The sequence below is a fragment of the Spirosoma sordidisoli genome (assembly GCF_004138325.1).
Lineage (GTDB): Bacteria > Bacteroidota > Bacteroidia > Cytophagales > Spirosomataceae > Spirosoma > Spirosoma sordidisoli.
Genome location: NZ_SBLB01000001.1, coordinates 1214995 through 1234110, shown reverse-complemented (window position 1 = coordinate 1234110; position 19116 = coordinate 1214995). Strand labels below are relative to the sequence as shown.

The window sequence follows — 19116 nt, the reverse complement described above, 5'->3', positions numbered from 1 at the left end:
GGATTTAGCTTGGAGAAGCCTGCCTGCAGGCCATAAAAAAACGGACCAGTCTCTGAAGGCTGGCCCGTACTCTCATAGCTAGGAACTCGGATAAAAGACTACGGTAATAACACCCGGTCGATCTTGTGAATCACCCCGTTGGTGGCGTTGATGTCGGCTGTTGTCACGGTCGATACGTTGGTACCGTTACCACGGCTAAGCAGCGTAACCGCGTTGTTGCTACCGACGGCTACTGTCAGCGAGCCACCGCCAAAGGTGGTTACGGGGCCATTGGCTAGCGTAGGCGAATAGGCACGGGCATTGGGTATCACGTGATTGGTCAGTACGGCCGTTAGCGTGGCTACCGAAGCCGCGTTGATGGCGGCTACATCAGCAAAACCGGCTGCATTGAAGGCGGCATTGGTTGGAGCGAGTACAGTAATGGGTGTCGTTCCGCCCAGGGCTCCCGTTACGGCTGCACCACCCCGCTGGGCAGCAGCTACCAGCAGCGACAGCTGCGGATCGGCAGCCGCCAGTTGCAGTACGTTACCGGCCGGTGGCATCAGAACCCGGTCAATTACGTGCACAACTCCGTTGGTTGCCTGTACGTCGGCCTGCTGTACGCGGGCGTTGTTAACCGATACCGAGCCTGAGCTGGCTTTGGTAACGAAAATCGGTGCATTGCCCGAAACCGAAGTCGGATACGAGGTCTGTGCCGTCGGGATAGCCGAAGACGCTACGGCCGTACCGCTCACAACGTGATACAACAGGATGTTGGTCAGGGTAGCTACCGAAGCTGCATTGATGGCAGCCGCATCGGCAAAACCAGCCGCCCGGAAGGCGTCATCCGTGGGAGCAAACACCGTGAAAGGACCGTTGCCCGACAGGGTTGTTACCAGACCAGCCCGCGTAACGGCTGCTTCTAGCAGGGTAAACTGGTTTCCTGAAACGACCAGGTCAACAATATTTTGCGGGGGAGGAATTGTCGGATTTTCTTCGTCTTTACAGGCCGAAAACGTCAGGGCCAGCGCCAGGAACAGGCTAGACAATAAACCAAACGCCCGGAGCGATTGCTTAGAGGTTTTAGCGAACATAATGTTTCGATTTGTTATTGGTTGTTAAGCGCACAGTTTCCCACATGTATGGGTGTACCTTTCCCAAACGACTGTTTGGTAATATTGTTTAGCAAAAGCATAAAAACCCTAAACAAACTGTCAGGATTTGCCAGTCACCCCGCCCTATGGCTTTGATCACTTCCGGTGCGGCCAGCGCTGCGGAAGCCATTTACAGTACCGACGCGGTCTGGCAATAGGCGCAGAATGCTTTGTTATCGGCCCATTCTTCGCGGGCGAGTTGCAGATTGGTTCCGATGTCGGCCAGGACCTTGGCACCCATCGCAATGGGTAACCACGGCTTCTGTTCAGCCCGTTTTTTTACCACCTGCTGCGGCCAGCCAGGCCGTTAGCCCGTAGGTGACAATCATGATGACGGCGTCGGGCGTGTCGAGCCGTGACACCCGCCATCCATCACATCTAACCCATCCCGTTTACGGCGGCTTTGGTTACAGAAACTGAGTTTACGTCCTATTTTCCGAACGTAGCGTACAGCTTCAGCCGCATCCGGTAGGTTCCGTTGCTGTTGTCGCCGAGGGTTAGCCGTTCCTGCGGAAGCCGGGCCGCGCTGGTAACCGCCGTCAGCAAAAGGGGGCGGTTGGTAAGCCGGTTGCTGAGAATTTCATTGAGGTAATACGTCAGGTCGAACACGTACTGGCCCTGCTGTTCGAGGTCGGTCAGGCTGTAGCTGTAGGTGGCGCCTACGGTGCTGCTACCACCCGTTCCGTCGGGAACGATAGCCAGCCGTTCGTTCTGGCTGTTGGTCTGGAACAGTACTAGCTGGGCGGGTGGGGCTGCGTTGCTGCGCGGGTTCTGACCGACGGGTTCAACGATCAGTTCGGCGCGGTTGAGACCCCGAAACGTTTCGAGCAGGGCCAGCTGACCGATTGACGGGAAGCTGAGCCGGGTCTGTAGCATGGCTGCCGGTATAACAAAACTCGTACGCTCGGTCTGGCTGCTGGCTACGGAACGGCTGCGGTCAGTCAGCGCTACCAGCGGAGTGCCGCTCCGGCTGGTTACGATCTGGCTGAAATGCCCTCCTTCCAGCGGAAATCGGAGGGTGCTTCGCGTCTGATTGAGATCGTTTTCGTGGTAATAGAGCACAAGCCCCGCCGATCCGGATGAAATAGCGAGTTTGAGCAACAGATTGGCCGAGGTCGGGTCGGCTACAAAGGCGAACCCTTTCAGCAGGTTATGGAAGGTTTCGTTGTCCGAAATCGTTCGGCTGCGAAGGGCTGCAAAAAGCGACTGCCCGTAAGCGTCCGGTAGTTTCAGCCGCACCTGCCTGCTGCCGGAGCCGGGCCGGGGCTGAACGGTTTTTACCAGAAATGACGAGACTTCGTACCCAACGGCATCGAGGTTGTAGTAAGTCTTGGTATCTACGGTTTCGGTGAGCCGATGTACGCGTAAGGTTGTCGGGGTTGTCGTGTCACCGTAGGCTGTTCCCAGCGGCAGCACCAGCACCAGCGAGTCGAAGCGGGCGCCGGTCCGGTCGGGCAGATCATGGCTGACGTAGCTTACCGCCGAAAACCCAAGTGCCGACGTGCGACCCGTCAGGGCGTCGGTCCACTGACCTACCAGTACGCTGCTATCGGCCGAAGTGGCAAAGGTGTCGGTCAGAACCGTAGCCGCGTCAACCCGAAACGTGTCGATGGGCGTAATGGCCAACTCCAGCGGACTGATTATCTGCTGACCCACGTCGAGGTCGCCCTGCTGGCAACTCGTGCCGATGAGCAGCAGACCCAGGAAGGCCGTAGTCCTGGCTCTAAATGAAGTAATAAACATGTGTATGTGCGGTGAGCCGTCGGCCTGTTATTTAAGGTCGGCGGGGCTGAGGGTGGGGGGGAACTGGCCCTGTCTGATTTTGGCGATGGCCCGTTCGCCAACACGCCGGGCGTGTTCTTCGCTCTCGAACCCCAGCCTGCCCACTACGGCTGGCTGGGTTGGCTGATGGATGAGCGGTACGTTATTACGCAGAATATCATAACCCCAGCCCGCCGATGTGAGGTATGTACGCAGGCTGTAGCGGGGCGATGCCTGATACAGCCAGATCATAAGCCCCATGGCCAGCACCCAAAACAGGCGCATGGCCCAGGTGCGACGGGGTTGCGGTTTAGTTGTCATCGTCGCGTTCCAGGCTTGGGTCGTACTCCCACAAATCGTCCAGCACGCTGGTGCCAACGCTGCCGGTCGTAACATAGGCTTTGTTGTTCAGCGCAAACCCGCAGCTGTACAGGCGGTTGCTTCCCTCGAACGTATTCTTGTCGGCCCATGCGTCGGCAGCCGGGTCATATTCCCAGACCGTGTTGTTGCCGTCGCCGAGGAGCACGTAGGCTTTGTTGTTCAGGGTGAAGGCAACGCCATAGCTCCGGGCTACCGTTTCTTCGTCGGTGAACTTATCTTTTTCGATCCAGGTGTCCTGAGTCGGGTCATAAGCCCATACATCTTTCTGGGCTGTACCGTTGTTATTGCCCGTTACCACATACCCGAGGTTGTTGAGCACGAAAGCAACGGCACCCAGGCGTTTGGAGCCGCTGAAGCTGGCCGTTCGCGTCCAGGTGTTGGTAGCCGGATCGTAGGCGTAAAAATCTTTGAGGTAGTTGCCGTCGAAGCCGGTGCCTACGTAGCCTTTGTTGCCGATCGTGAACGCTACCGCATTTCGGCGGGCTGTACCGGCGTAGTCGGCAATGCGTCGCCACTGGTTGCTGGCGGGGTCGTATTCGTAGAAATCGTTGAGCCGGTCGCTGTTCTCGTTCAGACCAGTGCCGATGTAGCCTTTGGTGCCGACCGAAAATCCGGTGGCGGCCTGGCGGGCTGAACCGGCAAAATCGGCTATCTGGGTCCAGGTGTTGCGGGTCGCATCGTACGACCACATATCGCGCAGACGCTCGTTATCGGCGTTATTGCCGGTGCCCACATAGGCCACGTTGTTGATGACAAAGCCCGCTGCGGCCTGGCGGGCAATACCTTCAAAGTCGGAGCGACGGCGCCAGTCGCCCAGGGGGGTAACGCTATCCGAGTTACTACAGCCAGCGAGGGCCAGCAGAAAGGTGGAAACGGGGACAGCCAGCCAATGGATGGCTACTGAAAAGCGGAAGCATTTCATCATTCGGGAAGTTGATTACACCGACGAATACGCCGGAAATCAACCAACCGTTGTAAGCAGTCTCCTTTAAAAAATGTTAAATCCAGAGAAGTGCTTCCTCAGGGAGTGGTCAGACTGAACGAAGCAGGAACGTGTATTTTAGCCCGCGGAGGTCTGCCCGTCAGCGGGTTGATGGGTCGGCGAAGGCAATGGCTAACGGCTCAAGAGCGAACGTCAGGCCGTTTGTTTTTCTGTCACAACTTCAGGGCCTACCGGTTGCCGATACGCCTGGAACGGAATCTTCAGCAGGCTGCCTACCTGCGAGTGCTCGTGGGGGCTGAGGTGGGTATCGATACCATATCGGAGATCTTTCCCGGCCATTTCGTGGTAGGTGCCGAAGAGCCGGTCCCAGTAGGGGAAAATGTTACCGTAGTTTGTGTTGGTAACCGGCAGCACGTAGTGATGATGAACATGGTGCATATTGGGCGTTACGATGAACAACCCCAGTAGCCGGTCGACCCGGCGCGGTAGTTCAATATTGGCGTGGTTGAACTGCGATAACGCCACCGACAGCGCCTGGTATAAAAAAACCAGCCACATCGGCGCCCCTGTAACGAGTACCGCAGCCGTTGTGAATACGAACCGAATCACGCTCTCGCCCGGATGATGGCGATTGGCAGTGGTAGTATCCACGTAGGTGTCGGTATGATGGATCAGGTGGAAACGCCACAAAAATTTAACCTGGTGTTCGGCCCAGTGGGGGAGCCACGCACCGATCAGGTCAAGCGCGAGCAGACCGACTAGTGCTTCGACCCAGAGCGGCCAATCAATCCATTGCAGCAGACCCAGGTGGTTCTGAACGGCCCAGTCGCTGGTCCGGAGCAGGATGAACGCCAGCACAAAATTGACGACAATGGTAGTCAGCGTAAAAAAGATGTTGATGCCTGCATGGCGCAGTTTGTTGTACTCGAACCGAAAGAGCGGGGCCGCGCTCTCGATCAACCAAAACAGCGTAATACCACCAACCAGAATCAGGCTTCGGTGAGACGATGGGATGTGTTCGAAATACGCAACCAGACGCTCCATAGTAGGTTGGATTAATCTTGGATTAGATTATACAAAAATAGGGATAATTTCTTTGATAACCCCTTATTTGCCTGTTTCACTTTTCGGTCGTTGGTTTGTAGCGCGTTTATAGAAACCGATCATCACAGACTATCTACACTGGGTGTTATCAACCGACTGTAGATCGAAAACAGAATAGAAAACGAATGCCCCAGCCCAAACTAGCCCGCGAGTCCATGACGGTTATGACCGAGATGGTACTGCCCAACGATACCAATACCCTGAATAATCTGATGGGTGGCCGACTCCTTCATTTTATGGACATTGCGGCTGCTATTGCCGCGCAAAAGCACTCGAACCGCATCGTTGTAACGGCCTCGGTAGACAATGTCTCCTTTGCGGAGCCGATTCGGCTGGGAAACATCGTTACCATGAAGGCGCAGGTGACCCGCGCGTTCAGTTCATCGATGGAAGTGTTTATTGAGGTCTGGGCCGAAGACATCCCGGCGGGTGTACGGGTCAGTACCAACAGCGCGTTCTATACGTTTGTCGCCGTCGATCAGAGTGGCCGCCCCATCGAGGTTCCGGCGGTCGTTCCGGAAACGGATGAAGAAAAAGACCGATACGCCAGCGCCCTCCGCCGGCGGCAGCTCCGTCTGGTACTCGCCGGCCGTATGAAAGCCCAGGATGCCACCGAACTCCGGGAGTTTCTGAAAGTAGAGTAACGGGAAGATTGTATTGGAGCATGCCGACCGGAGAGATATACGCCCGGCAATAGCGCCAAAAAAGTAACCCCGGCCTAAAGGCCGGGGCTATTCATTTTCGGTGGGTCCAGATTCTACATGGAGCTGGGTCAATGATTAGCTTCGGCATTCATGCCTGAGAAAAGGAATCAGTTGGGGCAAAAATTAACCCCGGCATGAATGCCGGGGCTATTCATTGTCTGGATGATCCAGATTCTACAGGGAGTTCCGTTAATGATTAGCTCCGGCATTTATGCCGGGGAGAGGAAGATGGGATGGGGTAAAAAGTAACCCCGGCCTAAAGGCCGGGGCTATTCATTTTTCGGTGGGTCCAGATTCTACATGGAGTTCCGTTAATGACTAGCTCCGGCATTCATGCCGGAGAAAGGAATAAGAACGTTTATTGCGTTAGCCGGAGCGACTGCCAGGCTACCATCTGCCATTGGCCACCCTTTTTTACGTACATATCCGTATACCGAAGCTTGAGTTCGGTGGGCGTGTTGTTGTTATTCATCTTGATCAGACAGACACCGTTGATGATGGCCGTATTCCCATACACCCGGACTTTCTGCTCCTGCGGGTCAATGGCTGCGTAGTTGGACTTGCCATCACGGATCGACTGGATATACGACTCCTTGCCATCCGTATTGCCGTTCGAGTGGGTGTAAACAAGGTCGTCGGCCAGTAGTTGGTTGAGGGCTGAGTAATCTTTGCTTACCTGGGCGTCGAACCGGCGTTTTTCGGCATCCAGAACCGCTTTTTCGGTAGCATTCGATTGAGCCTGAACAAGGGGCGCGGTGAGCAGCAGGCAGAAGATGAGTAGGTGTTTCATGGAGAGTTATCGGGTTTATCAACTCGATACTAAAGAAGACAGCGCAGGGCTTCTACCGCTCTGGCTGATTAAGCTCAGTGATAGCCTGATAGACCAGCACCTTGAACTTGTCGGTCAGGTCGCCGTAGCTGTTCGGCACTTTCTGCGTGTACAGCAGGGCAACTACTTTTTCGTTGGGGTCGACCCAGTAGGTAGTACCGAAAAAGCCGCCCCAGTCGAATGCACCGGCTGAAACGGGTAGCCGGGCCGCGCTTCGTTCGGACGTAATCGAAAAGCCCAGCCCGAATTTGTTGAGGCCCTGGTTCAGATCCCCAATCTGGTTCTGGGTAATCAGGCGAACCGTTGTGGGACTCAGGATGCGCTTGCCATTATAGGTTCCGCCGTTGAGCAGCATCTGCAGAAAAATGGCGTAATCGTACAGCGTACCCGACAGGCCTGCTCCACCAGAGTAGTAGGTACCCGCCTGCTTGGGGTAGTCTTCCGAGATGCCCCCTTGCGTGGGCAGGCGCCGTAGGGTTCGGGTCGAGTCTTCGGTGTAGACGCGCGTCAGGCGGGGCTGTCGGGCAGCAGGCAGGTAAAAATAGGTGTCGTTCATGCCCAGCGGCTCAAACAGGCGTGTCCGGAGAAACTGGTCGAGCGACTGTCCCGACAGCACCTCGATCAGGTAGCCCAGTACGTCGGTGCTGAGGCCATAGGTCCACCGGTCGCCAGGATTGTGCATAAGGGGCAGGGCCGCCAGCCGCGGAATCGACTCGGCCAGTGTGCCGGTGGGGGTGCCGATACCGCTCGGGATTTTGTATTTGGCATAAATGGCTACGGCTTCTTTAGTGCCGATAGTCGGATAGCTGATGCCCGACGTATGCGTCAGTAACTGCCGGATGGTAATCTCCCGTTTGGCCGGAACGGTAGTGAACGTAGTATCCTTCTCGTTGAACTTATCGAGTACTTTGGGATTTTTGAATGCCGGAATGTATTTCGATATCGGATCGTCGAGCAGGAGTTTACCTTCTTCGAACAGCATCATCAATCCAATGCTGGTGATGGCTTTGGTTTGCGAGGCCAGCCGGAAAATGGCGTCACGCGTCAGGGGCGATCGGGTCGTTATGTCGTCCTGACCGTACGCTTTGTGATACACGATACGACCATCGCGGGCCACCAGCACCGCGACCCCTGCCTGACGACCTTTGGCGATGTAATCCTCAATGACAGCGTCCATGCGCCGGAGTCGGGCCGTGCTCATCCCAACGCTTTCGGCGGGGGCTTCCTTCAATACAGCGGGCACCGGACTGGGGCGCGTGGCTACTCGGGCAGCGGGTATTTGGGCCGTACCCGACAGAAAAAAACCGGCCATGAGGCCGGTTAGCATGCGTGTTTTCATGAACAGACCGGATGTTAGGAACCGGCGCTAAGGTACTTATTTTCGCGTCGCGATGATGTCGTACTTTTTCGAGTACTGCGTTCCGTTTCGCAGGGCATTGGCCGATGCGTTCAGCAGAAGCTGGTTGCTGGTGAAACTGCCCGTTGCTGCGTAGTCGGAGCTGACCTTGTTGGTAGGCGTCAGGGTAATCTGATCCGTTTTCTTATCGATAATGGTAAAGGTATCGCCGTTCAGCTCCGCCGTGACACGCTCCTTGACGTTTCCGTCGTACGACATGTCGAAATACATTTCTTTCGGATTTGAGGCCTTCGTTACGGCCACGTTGATTTTGCCCACATCGGGGGTCAGGCCGTCAGAACCAATGTAGATGGTGATGCGATAGTCGCCGTCATACGTACCAACGTATTGTTCGCGCGGGTCGATGTCGGGGTCGCTGCCGCCTGATTTTTTACAGGAGGTAGTCAGGGTGCTGACAACGAGTAACGCCATCAGTACGTTTCGATAAGAACGAACGATAGTAAGAAAAGCCATGATGTTTATTGGAAGATGGGTTAAGTCTGTTGTTTGTCTATCAAACGCCGTGCCGGTTTTTTAAGTATAAACGAACCTTGATTCGTTCGGCTGTCCTGTCGGCCCGCGGGCCTAAAACTGGAGCAGCAGGTTCTTTCGCTCCTGTTGCAGGGTAAGGGGTTCATCAATGAAACGGGCTTTAATACCCAGCCGTTTGCACATGGCCAGCCAGTCACGTTCGGGTACGATCAGAATCCCGTTCTGCTGCCGAACCGAGTAATAGTCGGAGAAGCGGAGCCGGAACAACAGCCTGAGCATCGATAGCAGCTGCCCCTGCCGCAGCGAACGCCCCAGTATGCTAAGCACGTCGCCCAGCACGCCTTCGGCCACGATCAGGTCGCAGAGCAGCGCCCGACCGCCGGGTGCCGCTGCGGCTTTTATGTTGGTCAGTAACTGCTCAATTTCGGCCGCGCTCCGGTAGTACTGAACCACGCTCATGACGATGATCAGATCGAACTGACGATCCGCCACCGGGCCGAAGTTCAGGTAATCGTCGGCTGGAATATCGTGAATATGCACGTTGGGATGACCAGCGTGCTTGGCGCGGGTGATCTCATTGTATCGCTTCGAGATATCGAGTCCGTGGATATCGCCAACCCGGCTGTGCCAGGCGTCTTCCAGGTTACCCGGTCCCGACCCGATGTCGAGTACCCGGGTTGATGGCGAAAGGGGGGCGTAGGTTTCGACCCGATCCAGAAAAAAAGCATAATTGGCGGTCATCGAGTCGTCGAACTCGTTTTCGTTTTGCCAGAAGTCGAGCCAGGTAGGCATGTGATGAGTGATGAGTGATGAGTGATGAGTGATGAGTGCCTTAGGCGGGTAGGGCTTCAGGTTGGCGCTGGGTGGTTGGTCGGTGCATCAGGTAGATTACCCGAAACCAGATCAGCACGCAGGGCAGCGCTTTCAAACCATAGGGTAATACCAATTCGTTGCGCAGAAATGCCGGAAACAGATCGCTCGGCGACATGATCGTCAGCACGAAGCAGCTGATCAGCAACCCGCGGTCAAGCCGCGATTGTGGGCAGACAAACCACCAGAGAATAACGCCCGTTACGGCGGTGATGTAAGTCGGTGACTCGGAAACCGGGTTAAAGATCACCTGGAAAATCAGTATCGACGCCAGCAGGAGCTGTTTGAACGTCTGTTCGCTATATCGTTTGATGTGTACGTAAACCGTACAGAACAGCAGCACGCCCGAGCCGATAATAACGGATGTATCCAGATTGGGCGATACGAAAAGGTGGAGCAGCCGATGAATCGATGTGTTGGCCCACTTGTCGTGGTCTGATTTGATAAGCAGCTGCCTGACCCATAAGTCATACTGCCAGGCCAGCTTGTCGGGCGTTGTGAACAACAGCGGCAGTAGCCCCAGCACCACAGCCCAGAACACCATCGAGACCAGAAACCGGCCGCGCTGCGGGTACAGCACAAAGAGGCCGGCCGCTACGAGGCTGTATATTTTTACATTGAACCCGAGCATGATGAAGCAAGCCGCCCAGAACGGTTGGCGCTTTTCGAAGCATAGAAAGGCGAACAGCGGAATGGCCCCAATGAGCGGATTGGTCTGGCTGTTGACGATCGACGTAAAGAGTTCGTGCAGACCGAACCAGTACGCGAACACCTGCTGCCGATGGGTCAGCGGCATGCGGTAGATGGCATAAACCCATACGGCCGCAAACAGCAGCTGCCACAGAAACAGACCAACCGAATAGGGGAGCGCGAAGACCGGCGAAAATAAAGCCGCAAAGGTGGGCGCGTAGTGATAGTGATCGAAATACTCAGCCGGATACTCAGCGTATAGACTCGTGCCGTTGATCAGGTGATAGAGCGAGTGGTAAAAGATGGAGTAGTTATTCGAGTCCTGGTGAACAACGATCCGGGTGCTGGCAAACACCATCAGCAGGGCATAAACGCCGAGAATGAATCGGAAATCGCTGAACAGCGGTTTGCTGAAAAAGGCACGCATGCTTGATCAGATAGCAGGCTTTATCCTGCAGGTACATTGGTTACGGAGGTTGGTAAAGATACGGTACTTTTACCAAGGGATCGATAAGTAATTGCTGCAGCGTACAGAAGCTTATGAATATAGTTACCTATTTTTTTGTTGACTTCGAACCGGAAACAGGTAAGGCTGCGGTCGCGATGGTGGAATCATTTCAGCCTTAGTAGGTTGACAGTAACAAGGTAAAAAATAAGGCTCCATACTACCCGGTCCCCGCGTCTTTCGTTTAAATTTACCCAATCGAACCTGACTGGCTGCGCCGGAAAACCAGCGCCGTTCTGCCTCTGATCGGTACAAACTATGCAATTCTTGCCTCTCCATTGTCATACCCAGTATTCGTTGCTCGACGGGCAGGTCGATAGTGAGAAGTCGGTTAAAAAGGCGAAGCTAATCCTATGCCGCCGTTCGCTGTAGCGAAACTATACTTTCTTCAGCCGCGTATTCAATGAACCGTTGCTTCTCTGGTAGAACTTAAAAAAATACGACAATGACCAGAATTCAGTTAGATACCCAGCCCGACAAATACCTGATTTCTATTGACCGTTCTGCTGTCGACCGGCAGTGGCTGGTGCAGTTGATTGAGCGGCTGCGCCTGGAGGAACTGGCTGGTCAATTTAATTTTGGCGAAGACGTCGAAGCACTCGGTGAGCAAATCAAAGCTGATTGGTGGGCAAAAAACAAAAGCCGGTTTATCAATGAGTAGCAAACCACCGCTGGTCGTTGATACCAACATTGTTTTTAAAGCATTACGAGCCAAACAATCCGCTATACGGGACGCACTGATTGACAATCAATATCAACTTTACGCGCCCAAGTTTTTAATTGTTGAAATTTTCAAACACAAGGAAAAGCTGCTCCGGAATAATGCACAACTTGAAGACGAGCTATACGAGTACCTGAACGGGTTGCTGCAACGAATTACGTTCGTCAGTGAAGAATCAATTTCAATAGGTAGCTACCTCGAAGCGTACCGGCTATGCAAAGGTATCGATGAAAAAGACGTACCCTTCGTTGCCCTGGCAATCGAACTCGGTTGCTCACTCTGGACTCGCGACCAACCCATCCGGGAGGGATTAACCGCCAGAGGATTTACGGCTTTCTACGATATTTTCGATTAAATCATTTCAAGTACGATAACGATTTTCTTTTCCTTTATCCATGCAATTCTCTCACCTCCACTGCCATACCCAGTATTCGCTGCTCGACGGGCAGGCCGATATAAAAAAGCTGGTCAAGAAGGCCAAAGCGGATAATATGCCCGCCGTGGCTATCACCGATCACGGAAACATGTTCGGTGTGTTCGAATTCGTGGCCGAAGCCAGCAAACAGGGTATTAAACCCATTGTAGGTTGCGAATTCTATGTGGTAGACGATCATACCCGAAAACAGTTTACCAAAGAGCAAAAAGACATTCGGTACCACCAACTGCTGCTGGCCAAGAACGCGCAGGGGTACAAAAACCTGGCCAAACTGTGCTCGCTGGGCTACATGGAAGGCCTGTATGGCAAATATCCGAGGGTCACGAAAGCGCTTATCGACCAGTATAAAGAAGGGCTGATTGCAACCACCTGCTGTATTGGGGCCATCGTTCCGAAAACCATTCTGAAAAAAGGCGAAGAAGCCGCCGAAATTGAATTCAAATGGTGGCTCGATCGCTTCGGGGAGGATTATTACGTTGAGCTGCAGCGCCACGAAATACCCGATCAGATCAAGGCCAATGAGGTGCTGGTCAAGTTGGCCCGGAAATATAATGTCAAGATCATTGCGTCGAACGATTCGCACTACGTAGACCGCGACGACTGGGTTGCCCACGACATCCTGCTCTGCGTAAACACCGGCGAGAAGCTGGCTACGCCGTCGGAGAAGGAGTTTAACGAAGACGAAGGGGCCAAGAAAGGAACCCGGTTTGCATTCTTCAGCGATCAGTTCTACTTCAAGAACACGCAGGAGATGAGTACCCTCTTTCACGACCTGCCCGAGGCCATTGACAATACCAACGAAATTGTTGGAAAAGTAGAGACGCTGAAACTCAAGCGCGATATTCTGCTGCCCAACTTCCCCATTCCGCAGGAGTTTCAGCTGCATACCGACGATGTGCTGAACCAGTGGGAATACCTTAAACACCTTACCTACGAGGGCGCCCGGCAGCGGTACGGCGAAATCGAAAGCCACGTGCAGGAACGACTCGATTTTGAGCTGTTTACGATCAAGACAATGGGGTTTGCGGGCTACTTCCTGATTGTGGCCGACTTCATCAAGGCCGGGCGCGACCTCGGCGTTATGGTCGGTCCGGGACGGGGTAGCGCGGCCGGTAGTGCGGTGGCGTACTGCATCGGTATTACCAACATCGACCCCATCAAATACGACCTGCTGTTCGAGCGATTCCTGAATCCCGACCGGAAGTCGATGCCCGACATCGATACCGACTTCGACGACGAAGGTCGCCAGAAGGTGATCGATTACGTGGTCGATAAGTACGGAAAGCAGCAGGTAGCGGCCATTGTGACCTACGGTACCATGGCGGCCAAGTCGGCCATTAAAGACGTGAGCCGGGTCATGGATCTGCCGCTCAACGATGCCAACGCCCTGGCCAAACTCGTGCCCGACAAGCCGACCTACAACATGACCCTCCGGCGGATCTTCGAAGACCCCATCGATGGACCGGGTGGGCTGTCCAGCGTTATTCAGCCAGACGAAGTCGAGAACGTAAAGCGGATGCGGGCGCTCGAAGCGGGTGATCAGAGCGTAGGGCGTGCCATGAAGCTGATCGATACCGAAAAAGTCCAGAACGTGCTGCAGCAGGCGCGTCGGCTCGAAGGTACGGTTCGGAATACGGGCGTTCACGCGGCCGGTATCATCATCGCGCCCGACGATCTGTCCAATATCGTGCCCGTCTCGACCTCTAAGGATACCAACCTCATCATTACCCAGTACGAGGGTAAGGTGATTGAAGACGCGGGCGTAATCAAGATGGACTTCCTGGGGTTACGCAACCTGACCATCATCAAAGAATGTCTGCGCCTGATCAAACAGAATTACGGACTTACCATCGACATCGATGCTATTCCGCTCGATGATCCGAAAGCGTATGAACTGTTTCAGCGGGGCGAAACCAACGCGATCTTCCAGTTCGAATCCGACGGCATGAAGAAGCACATGAAGGACCTCAAGCCCGACCGCTTCGAGGACCTCATTGCTATGAACGCGCTCTACCGCCCCGGCCCGATCCAGTATATTCCGAACTACATCAACCGGAAACACGGGCGCGAGGAGGTTAAGTACGACCTGCCCGAAATGGAAGAGTACCTGGCCGATACCTACGGCATTACGGTCTATCAGGAGCAGCTCATGCTGCTGTCGCAGAAACTCGGCAACTTCACCAAAGGCGACGCTGACGTGCTGCGGAAAGCCATGGGTAAGAAGCAGAAAGACGTGCTCGACAAGATGAAGGGCAAGTTTATGGAAGGCTGCGCGGCTAACGGACTGAACCTCAAAATCTGCGAGAAAGTCTGGACCGACTGGGAAGCCTTCGCCAGTTACGCCTTCAACAAGTCGCACTCGACCTGCTATGCGTTTGTAGCTTACCAGACAGCCTGGCTCAAAGCCCATTACACGTCAGAGTACATGGCGGCCGTTCTCACCAGCTGCCTGGGGTCTATCGATAAAATTACGTTCTTCATGGAAGAATGTAAGAATCTTGGCCTGCCGGTACTGGGCCCCAACGTAAACGAGTCGGAGCGCTTCTTCGGGGTGAACGACAAAGGCGAAATCCGGTTTGGTCTCGGTGGTATCAAGGGCGCGGGCGATGCGGCCGTAGAAGCCATCATCGAAGAGCGGAAAGCCGGTGGACCCTTCAAGGATATCTTCGACTTCGCCATTCGGGTCAACCTCCGCACAGTCAATAAGAAAACCCTCGAATCGCTGGCCTATGCCGGCGCGTTCGACAGCATCGACGAATACCACCGGGCGCAGTATTTCGATCTGGGCGAAGGAGATACCTCGCCGTTCCTGGACAAGGTAATCCGGTATGCCAACAACTACCACGCCGAGAAAGCAGCCGCCCAGCAGTCGCTGTTCGGGGCCATGATGGGGGGAGAACCAATGATTGCCCGGCCCAAACCACCCATTGTGCCGGAGTGGAACCAGATCGAAAAACTCAAATTCGAGAAAGATGTGGTTGGCTTCTACATCACCGGCCATCCGCTCGACGAGTTCAGACTCGAACTGGACGGTTTCTGCAACTGTACGCTCGATAAGATCTACGAAGTTAAATCGCCGGAAATCAAAGTAGCGGGTATTGTTACGGCCATGCAGACCAAGATTGCCCGCAACGGTAACCCGTTCTGTATTTTCAAGATCGAAGATTACAATACGGCGATCGAAATGGCGCTCTTCGGCGATGACTATGTGCGGATGGGGCAGTACGTAGACGTGGGCCGCTTCCTGCACATTACCGGAAAAACGCAGAACCGATGGAATTCCGAGCAACTCGAATTCAAACCGGTCAACATTCGGCTACTGACCGAAATGCGCGACAAGATGTGTAAGGAGATACGGGTCTCGCTGATGCTGGATTCGGTAAACGCGCAGCTGGTCGCCAGGCTCAATGAACTAATCGGCGCCCACCCCGGCACCTGTACCCTGTCGCTGAACGTGGTAGACCCGAACGAACGGATTGAAGTCAGCCTGCAATCGCGTACCCTGAAAGTGTCGCCGGCCAACTCGTTTCTGCGGGCGCTCGAAGCCATGGAGGGCGTCACGTGTAAGGTCGCGTAGATTCGGAACTAAACCGGCCCGCGCGGGTTTATACGTCTGAAACAAGTTCAACCCAATAAACAGATTTCACTCATGGCAGCAGGATCCATGGCTGTTGAAGCAACCGATGCGAACTTCAACGAACTGATAAATTCAGACAAACCCGTACTGGTCGACTTTTGGGCCGAATGGTGCGGACCATGTAAGATGATCGGACCGGTTGTTGAGCAACTGGCCGGCGAATACGAAGGTAAAGCCGTTATCGCGAAGATGGACGTCGATCAGAATGCGCAGGTGCCCGCCAAGTTCGGTATCCGCAGCATCCCGACGCTGATGGTCTTCAAAAACGGTCAGCTGGTCGATAAAGTAATCGGTGCTGTGCCGAAGAATGTGCTGGAGCAAAAACTCCAGGCCGCTCTGGAGCCAGCCGCGCTCTAAGCATACATCAGATACAATAAAGAAAGGGAGCCAATTGGCTCCCTTTCTTTATTGTATCTGATGGTATTTATACCAGCATCCGCATCGGATTTTCGAGCATCTCTTTCAGCGTTTGCAGGAAAGCCGACCCCGTAGCCCCGTCAACCACGCGGTGGTCGCAGGAGAGGGTTACTTTCATGACGTTGGTAGGCTTCGCTACCGGAACGCCGGCCGCATCACTCTCAAACTTGACCGACTGTTTGATGGCACCAACCGCCAGGATGCACGAATCGGGTGGGTTGATGATGGCCGTAAATTCGTCAATGCCGAACATCCCCAGGTTCGAGATCGAGAAGGTGCTGCCTTCCCAGTCTTTGGGCTGGAGCTTTTTGTCCTTGGCTTTGCCCGCCATTTCTTTCACCTCGGCCGCAATGGTCGACAGCGTTTTCTGGTCGGCGTTACGAACCACCGGAACGAGCAGCCCTTCATCGACCGCCACGGCGACGCCGATGTTGACGTACTTGTACTTCCGGATTTTATCGCCGAGCCATGACGAGTTAACGTTCGGGTGTTGCTTGAGCGCAACGGCCGCTGCTTTAAGTACGAAATCGTTGAACGAAATCTTAACCGGGCTCACACTGTTGACCGTACCGCGCAGTTCCATCGCCTTATCCATGTTGATTTCCATGGTCAGGTAGAAGTGCGGAGCCGTAAACATGCTTTCGCCAAGCCGGCGGGCAATGGTTTTCCGCATCTGGCTCACCGGTACGTCTTCGTATTCGCCGGCTGCGGGCGCTGGCTGAGCGGCCGGTGCGGGCTGGGGAGCGGCTGCCGGCTTCTGTTCGGCGGCTGCGGGCTGGGCTGGTGCAGTTGCGGGTTTGGTCGGAGCGGCCGATGGGACAAACGATTCGACATCGCTTTTCACAATGCGGCCTTCGGGACCCGAGCCCTGAACCTGCTTGAGGTCGATTCCTTTTTCTTCGGCAATGCGTTTGGCCAGGGGCGACGCCTTCAGCCGACCGTTCGACTCGGCATTGTCGCCACTTTCGCCCCCGTACGACAGATCCGTTGCGGCATTGGCCGGTGCCGATGCCTGCGGGTTCTGCTCGGCGGTTTGAGCGCCCCCGTCGCCACTGGCGGCAGGCTGGGGAGCCGGTGCTCCGCCACTGTCGATCAGGACTTTGAAGTTGGCGCCTTTTTCGCCGACAACGGCAATGATTTCATCGACACCAACAACGGCGCCTTCTTTCACCCCAACGTAGAGCAGGGTGCCTTCTTCGTAAGCTTCCAGATCCATGGTCGCTTTGTCGGTTTCGACTTCGGCCAGGATATCGCCCGATTTTACCGTATCGCCTTCTTTCTTGTGCCAGGCCACGATCGTTCCTTCGGTCATGGTGTCGCTCATCTTCGGCATCCGGATTACTGACGCGTTGACGTTTTCGGCTGGCGCTGCTGACACCGCTTTCTGGTCGGGCAGGTTGGTCGCTACCTCGGCTTTGTTGGCATCTCCGCTGGGAGCGGGCGCTTCGGTCGGAGCCGGTTTCGGCGTTTCGGCGGCCGGGGCTTCCTGACTGCCACCACTCGAACCGTTCAGCAACGATTTGTAATCTTCACCATCGGCACCGATGACAGCCAGAACGCCATCAACGGGCACCGACGAGCCTTTTTCGACGCCTATGTACAGCAGGGTGCCTTCTTCATAAGCTTCGAGGTCCATAGTGGCTTTGTCCGTTTCGACTTCAGCCAGGACGTCGCCGGATTTAACTTTATCGCCCACTTTCTTATGCCACTCCGCAATGACCCCTTCGGTCATGGTGTCGCTCATCTTGGGCATTCGAATCAATTCAGCCATATATAGTCTGTATAAATCGGGTTGTTCGTAGTCGGGACAGGTTACGTGCCAAAATTAGCGCAAACCGGCCAAGGTTGTATCGTTCGGCAGGCTTTTCTATTACTCGACCCAGAGCACCAGCCCTTTGAGGTAGCCGCCTTCGGGGTGGAAGAGGCTTACCGGATGGTCGGCGGGCTGGCTCAGGTGGTGCAGCACGCGCACCTGCCGCCCGGCTTCGATGGCGGCCGCAACGATGGTATTGTAGAACAATTCGCGATCGACGACCTGTGAACACGAAAATGTAAAGAGGATACCGCCTTTGGCTACCCGCCGAAGTCCTTCGGCATTCAGTCGTTTGTAGCCCTGTACGGCCCGGTGCCGCGCCGAGAGGCTTTTAGCAAAGGCGGGTGGGTCAAGCACGACGATATCGTACTGCTGGCTATCCTGGTGTTTCAGGTAATGCATAACATCGTCGGCAATGGCTTCGTGCTGGCCCGGTGCGTTCCGGTCAGCCTGATCGGGGAAATTGGCCACTACGTTCTGGTTGGTCAGATCGATCGCTTTCTGCGACACATCGACCGAATGCACCTCACTGGCTCCGGCCTGCAGGGCATAAACGGAGAAGCCACCCGAATAACAGAAGGCGTTCAGCACCCGTTTGCCGGGCGCATACCGGGCCAGCAACGCCCGATTGTCGCGCTGGTCGAGAAAAAATCCTGTCTTCTGGCCTGTGATCCAGTCGATCAGGAACATGTTGCCATTTTCCTGCACCGGGTGCGGAACGGGTGTTCGGCCAAAGAGGTAGCCGTTGGTTACGCTGGCGCCGTACTCGTCGGGCAGGGTTTCGGCGCTTTTGTCATAAACCGCCTTGAGCTCATCGCCGAAAACCGCACGCAGAGCTTCGGTAATGAGCTGCCGCTCGCGGTGCATCCCGATGGAGTGGGCCTGCAAAACGGCTACGCCATTGTACACGTCAATGATGAGGCCCGTGCAGCCATCGCCTTCGCCATGCACCAGCCGGTAGCAGTTGGTATCGTCGTTGATAATGGCCTGCCGGATGCTGCGGATGTGTGTCAGCTTATCGGTCCAGTAGGCCAGGTCTGGTGTAACGGGCCCGCCGGCAGTGGCGCCAAAGGAAAAGATACGCACGGCAATGCTGCCATCGTGGTAATGGCCCGTGGCAAGGTACTGTCCCTTGCGGTCGTAGACCTCAACCACGTCGCCATCGGCCAGATTCCCTTCGTAACGGCCAATGGCACGCGAAAAAACCCAGGGGTGAAACCGCCGAACGGCTTCGTCGCGCCCGGCCTGCAGATATAACTTGGAATACGTCATTCAGAATCGGAA

General features: G+C 55.1%; 17 protein-coding genes. 5 read left to right on the top strand and 12 right to left on the bottom strand.

Going from position 1 to position 19116, the window contains the following annotated elements; genetic code table 11:
• Positions 1-98: 98 nt before the first annotated feature.
• The 5 genes from EQG79_RS05405 to EQG79_RS05380 form a co-directional block, all read right to left on the bottom strand.
• On the bottom strand, positions 99-1073 hold the full coding sequence (locus tag EQG79_RS05405) for a fasciclin domain-containing protein (protein WP_077919233.1): 975 nt from the start codon (positions 1071-1073) through the stop codon (positions 99-101).
• A 489-nt stretch (positions 1074-1562) separates the two neighbouring features.
• Positions 1563-2876, bottom strand: a complete 1314-nt coding sequence (locus EQG79_RS05395) for a DUF4270 family protein (RefSeq protein ID WP_129600435.1) — start codon at positions 2874-2876, stop codon at positions 1563-1565.
• A 27-nt stretch (positions 2877-2903) separates the two neighbouring features.
• On the bottom strand, positions 2904-3215 hold the full coding sequence (locus EQG79_RS05390) for a DUF4907 domain-containing protein (protein ID WP_165358838.1): 312 nt from the start codon (positions 3213-3215) through the stop codon (positions 2904-2906).
• Positions 3205-4200 carry a Kelch repeat-containing protein gene (locus tag EQG79_RS05385; RefSeq protein WP_129600431.1) on the bottom strand — a complete coding sequence of 332 codons (996 nt, stop codon included), beginning with the start codon at positions 4198-4200 and terminating at the stop codon, positions 3205-3207. The genes EQG79_RS05390 and EQG79_RS05385 overlap by 11 nt, the downstream gene beginning before the upstream one ends.
• A gap of 210 nt (positions 4201-4410) precedes the next feature.
• Positions 4411-5262: a sterol desaturase family protein gene (locus EQG79_RS05380; RefSeq protein ID WP_129600429.1), complete on the bottom strand. Its 852-nt coding sequence runs from the start codon at positions 5260-5262 to the stop codon at positions 4411-4413.
• 185 nt (positions 5263-5447) lie between these two features.
• Here EQG79_RS05380 and EQG79_RS05375 point away from each other — a divergent pair, with 185 nt between their 5' ends.
• The gene (locus tag EQG79_RS05375) at positions 5448-5966 is read left to right on the top strand and encodes an acyl-CoA thioesterase (protein ID WP_077919230.1); all 519 of its coding nucleotides are present in this window, start codon (positions 5448-5450) and stop codon (positions 5964-5966) included.
• A 418-nt stretch (positions 5967-6384) separates the two neighbouring features.
• Here EQG79_RS05375 and EQG79_RS05370 read toward each other — a convergent pair whose 3' ends face one another.
• From EQG79_RS05370 to EQG79_RS05350, 5 genes are all read right to left on the bottom strand, one after another.
• Complete coding sequence (locus tag EQG79_RS05370; protein WP_129600427.1) at positions 6385-6816, bottom strand: nuclear transport factor 2 family protein; 432 nt, start codon at positions 6814-6816, stop codon at positions 6385-6387.
• A gap of 52 nt (positions 6817-6868) precedes the next feature.
• Positions 6869-8194, bottom strand: a complete 1326-nt coding sequence (locus EQG79_RS05365; protein ID WP_077919228.1) for a serine hydrolase domain-containing protein — start codon at positions 8192-8194, stop codon at positions 6869-6871.
• A 36-nt stretch (positions 8195-8230) separates the two neighbouring features.
• A complete protein-coding gene (locus EQG79_RS05360; protein ID WP_077919227.1) occupies positions 8231-8725 on the bottom strand; it encodes a hypothetical protein in 495 nt (164 codons plus the stop codon).
• A 111-nt stretch (positions 8726-8836) separates the two neighbouring features.
• Positions 8837-9535, bottom strand: coding sequence for a class I SAM-dependent methyltransferase (locus tag EQG79_RS05355; RefSeq protein WP_077919226.1), 699 nt, complete (start codon positions 9533-9535; stop codon positions 8837-8839).
• Between the two features lie 40 nt (positions 9536-9575).
• Positions 9576-10730 carry a glycosyltransferase family 87 protein gene (locus EQG79_RS05350; protein WP_129600425.1) on the bottom strand — a complete coding sequence of 385 codons (1155 nt, stop codon included), beginning with the start codon at positions 10728-10730 and terminating at the stop codon, positions 9576-9578.
• 523 nt (positions 10731-11253) lie between these two features.
• On the opposite strand from EQG79_RS05350, the gene EQG79_RS05345 reads away from it, so the two are divergent.
• The 4 genes from EQG79_RS05345 (at position 11254) to trxA (ending at position 15959) form a co-directional block, all read left to right on the top strand.
• Positions 11254-11469: a hypothetical protein gene (locus EQG79_RS05345; RefSeq protein ID WP_077919224.1), complete on the top strand. Its 216-nt coding sequence runs from the start codon at positions 11254-11256 to the stop codon at positions 11467-11469.
• Positions 11462-11884 carry a PIN domain-containing protein gene (locus EQG79_RS05340; protein WP_077919223.1) on the top strand — a complete coding sequence of 141 codons (423 nt, stop codon included), beginning with the start codon at positions 11462-11464 and terminating at the stop codon, positions 11882-11884. The genes EQG79_RS05345 and EQG79_RS05340 overlap by 8 nt, the downstream gene beginning before the upstream one ends.
• Positions 11885-11924: 40 nt before the next feature.
• Positions 11925-15542, top strand: a complete 3618-nt coding sequence (gene dnaE / locus EQG79_RS05335; protein ID WP_129600422.1) for a DNA polymerase III subunit alpha — start codon at positions 11925-11927, stop codon at positions 15540-15542.
• A 72-nt stretch (positions 15543-15614) separates the two neighbouring features.
• Entirely contained in the window at positions 15615-15959 is a 345-nt protein-coding gene (gene trxA, locus EQG79_RS05330; RefSeq protein ID WP_077919221.1) for a thioredoxin, read from the top strand.
• 67 nt (positions 15960-16026) lie between these two features.
• On the opposite strand, the gene EQG79_RS05325 is transcribed toward trxA, so the two are convergent.
• Positions 16027-17790, bottom strand: a complete 1764-nt coding sequence (locus EQG79_RS05325) for a pyruvate dehydrogenase complex dihydrolipoamide acetyltransferase (protein WP_077919220.1) — start codon at positions 17788-17790, stop codon at positions 16027-16029.
• Positions 17791-17889: 99 nt separating this feature from the next.
• Positions 17890-19104 carry a class I SAM-dependent rRNA methyltransferase gene (locus EQG79_RS05320; protein ID WP_077919219.1) on the bottom strand — a complete coding sequence of 405 codons (1215 nt, stop codon included), beginning with the start codon at positions 19102-19104 and terminating at the stop codon, positions 17890-17892.
• Between the last annotated feature and the right edge of the window lie 12 nt (positions 19105-19116).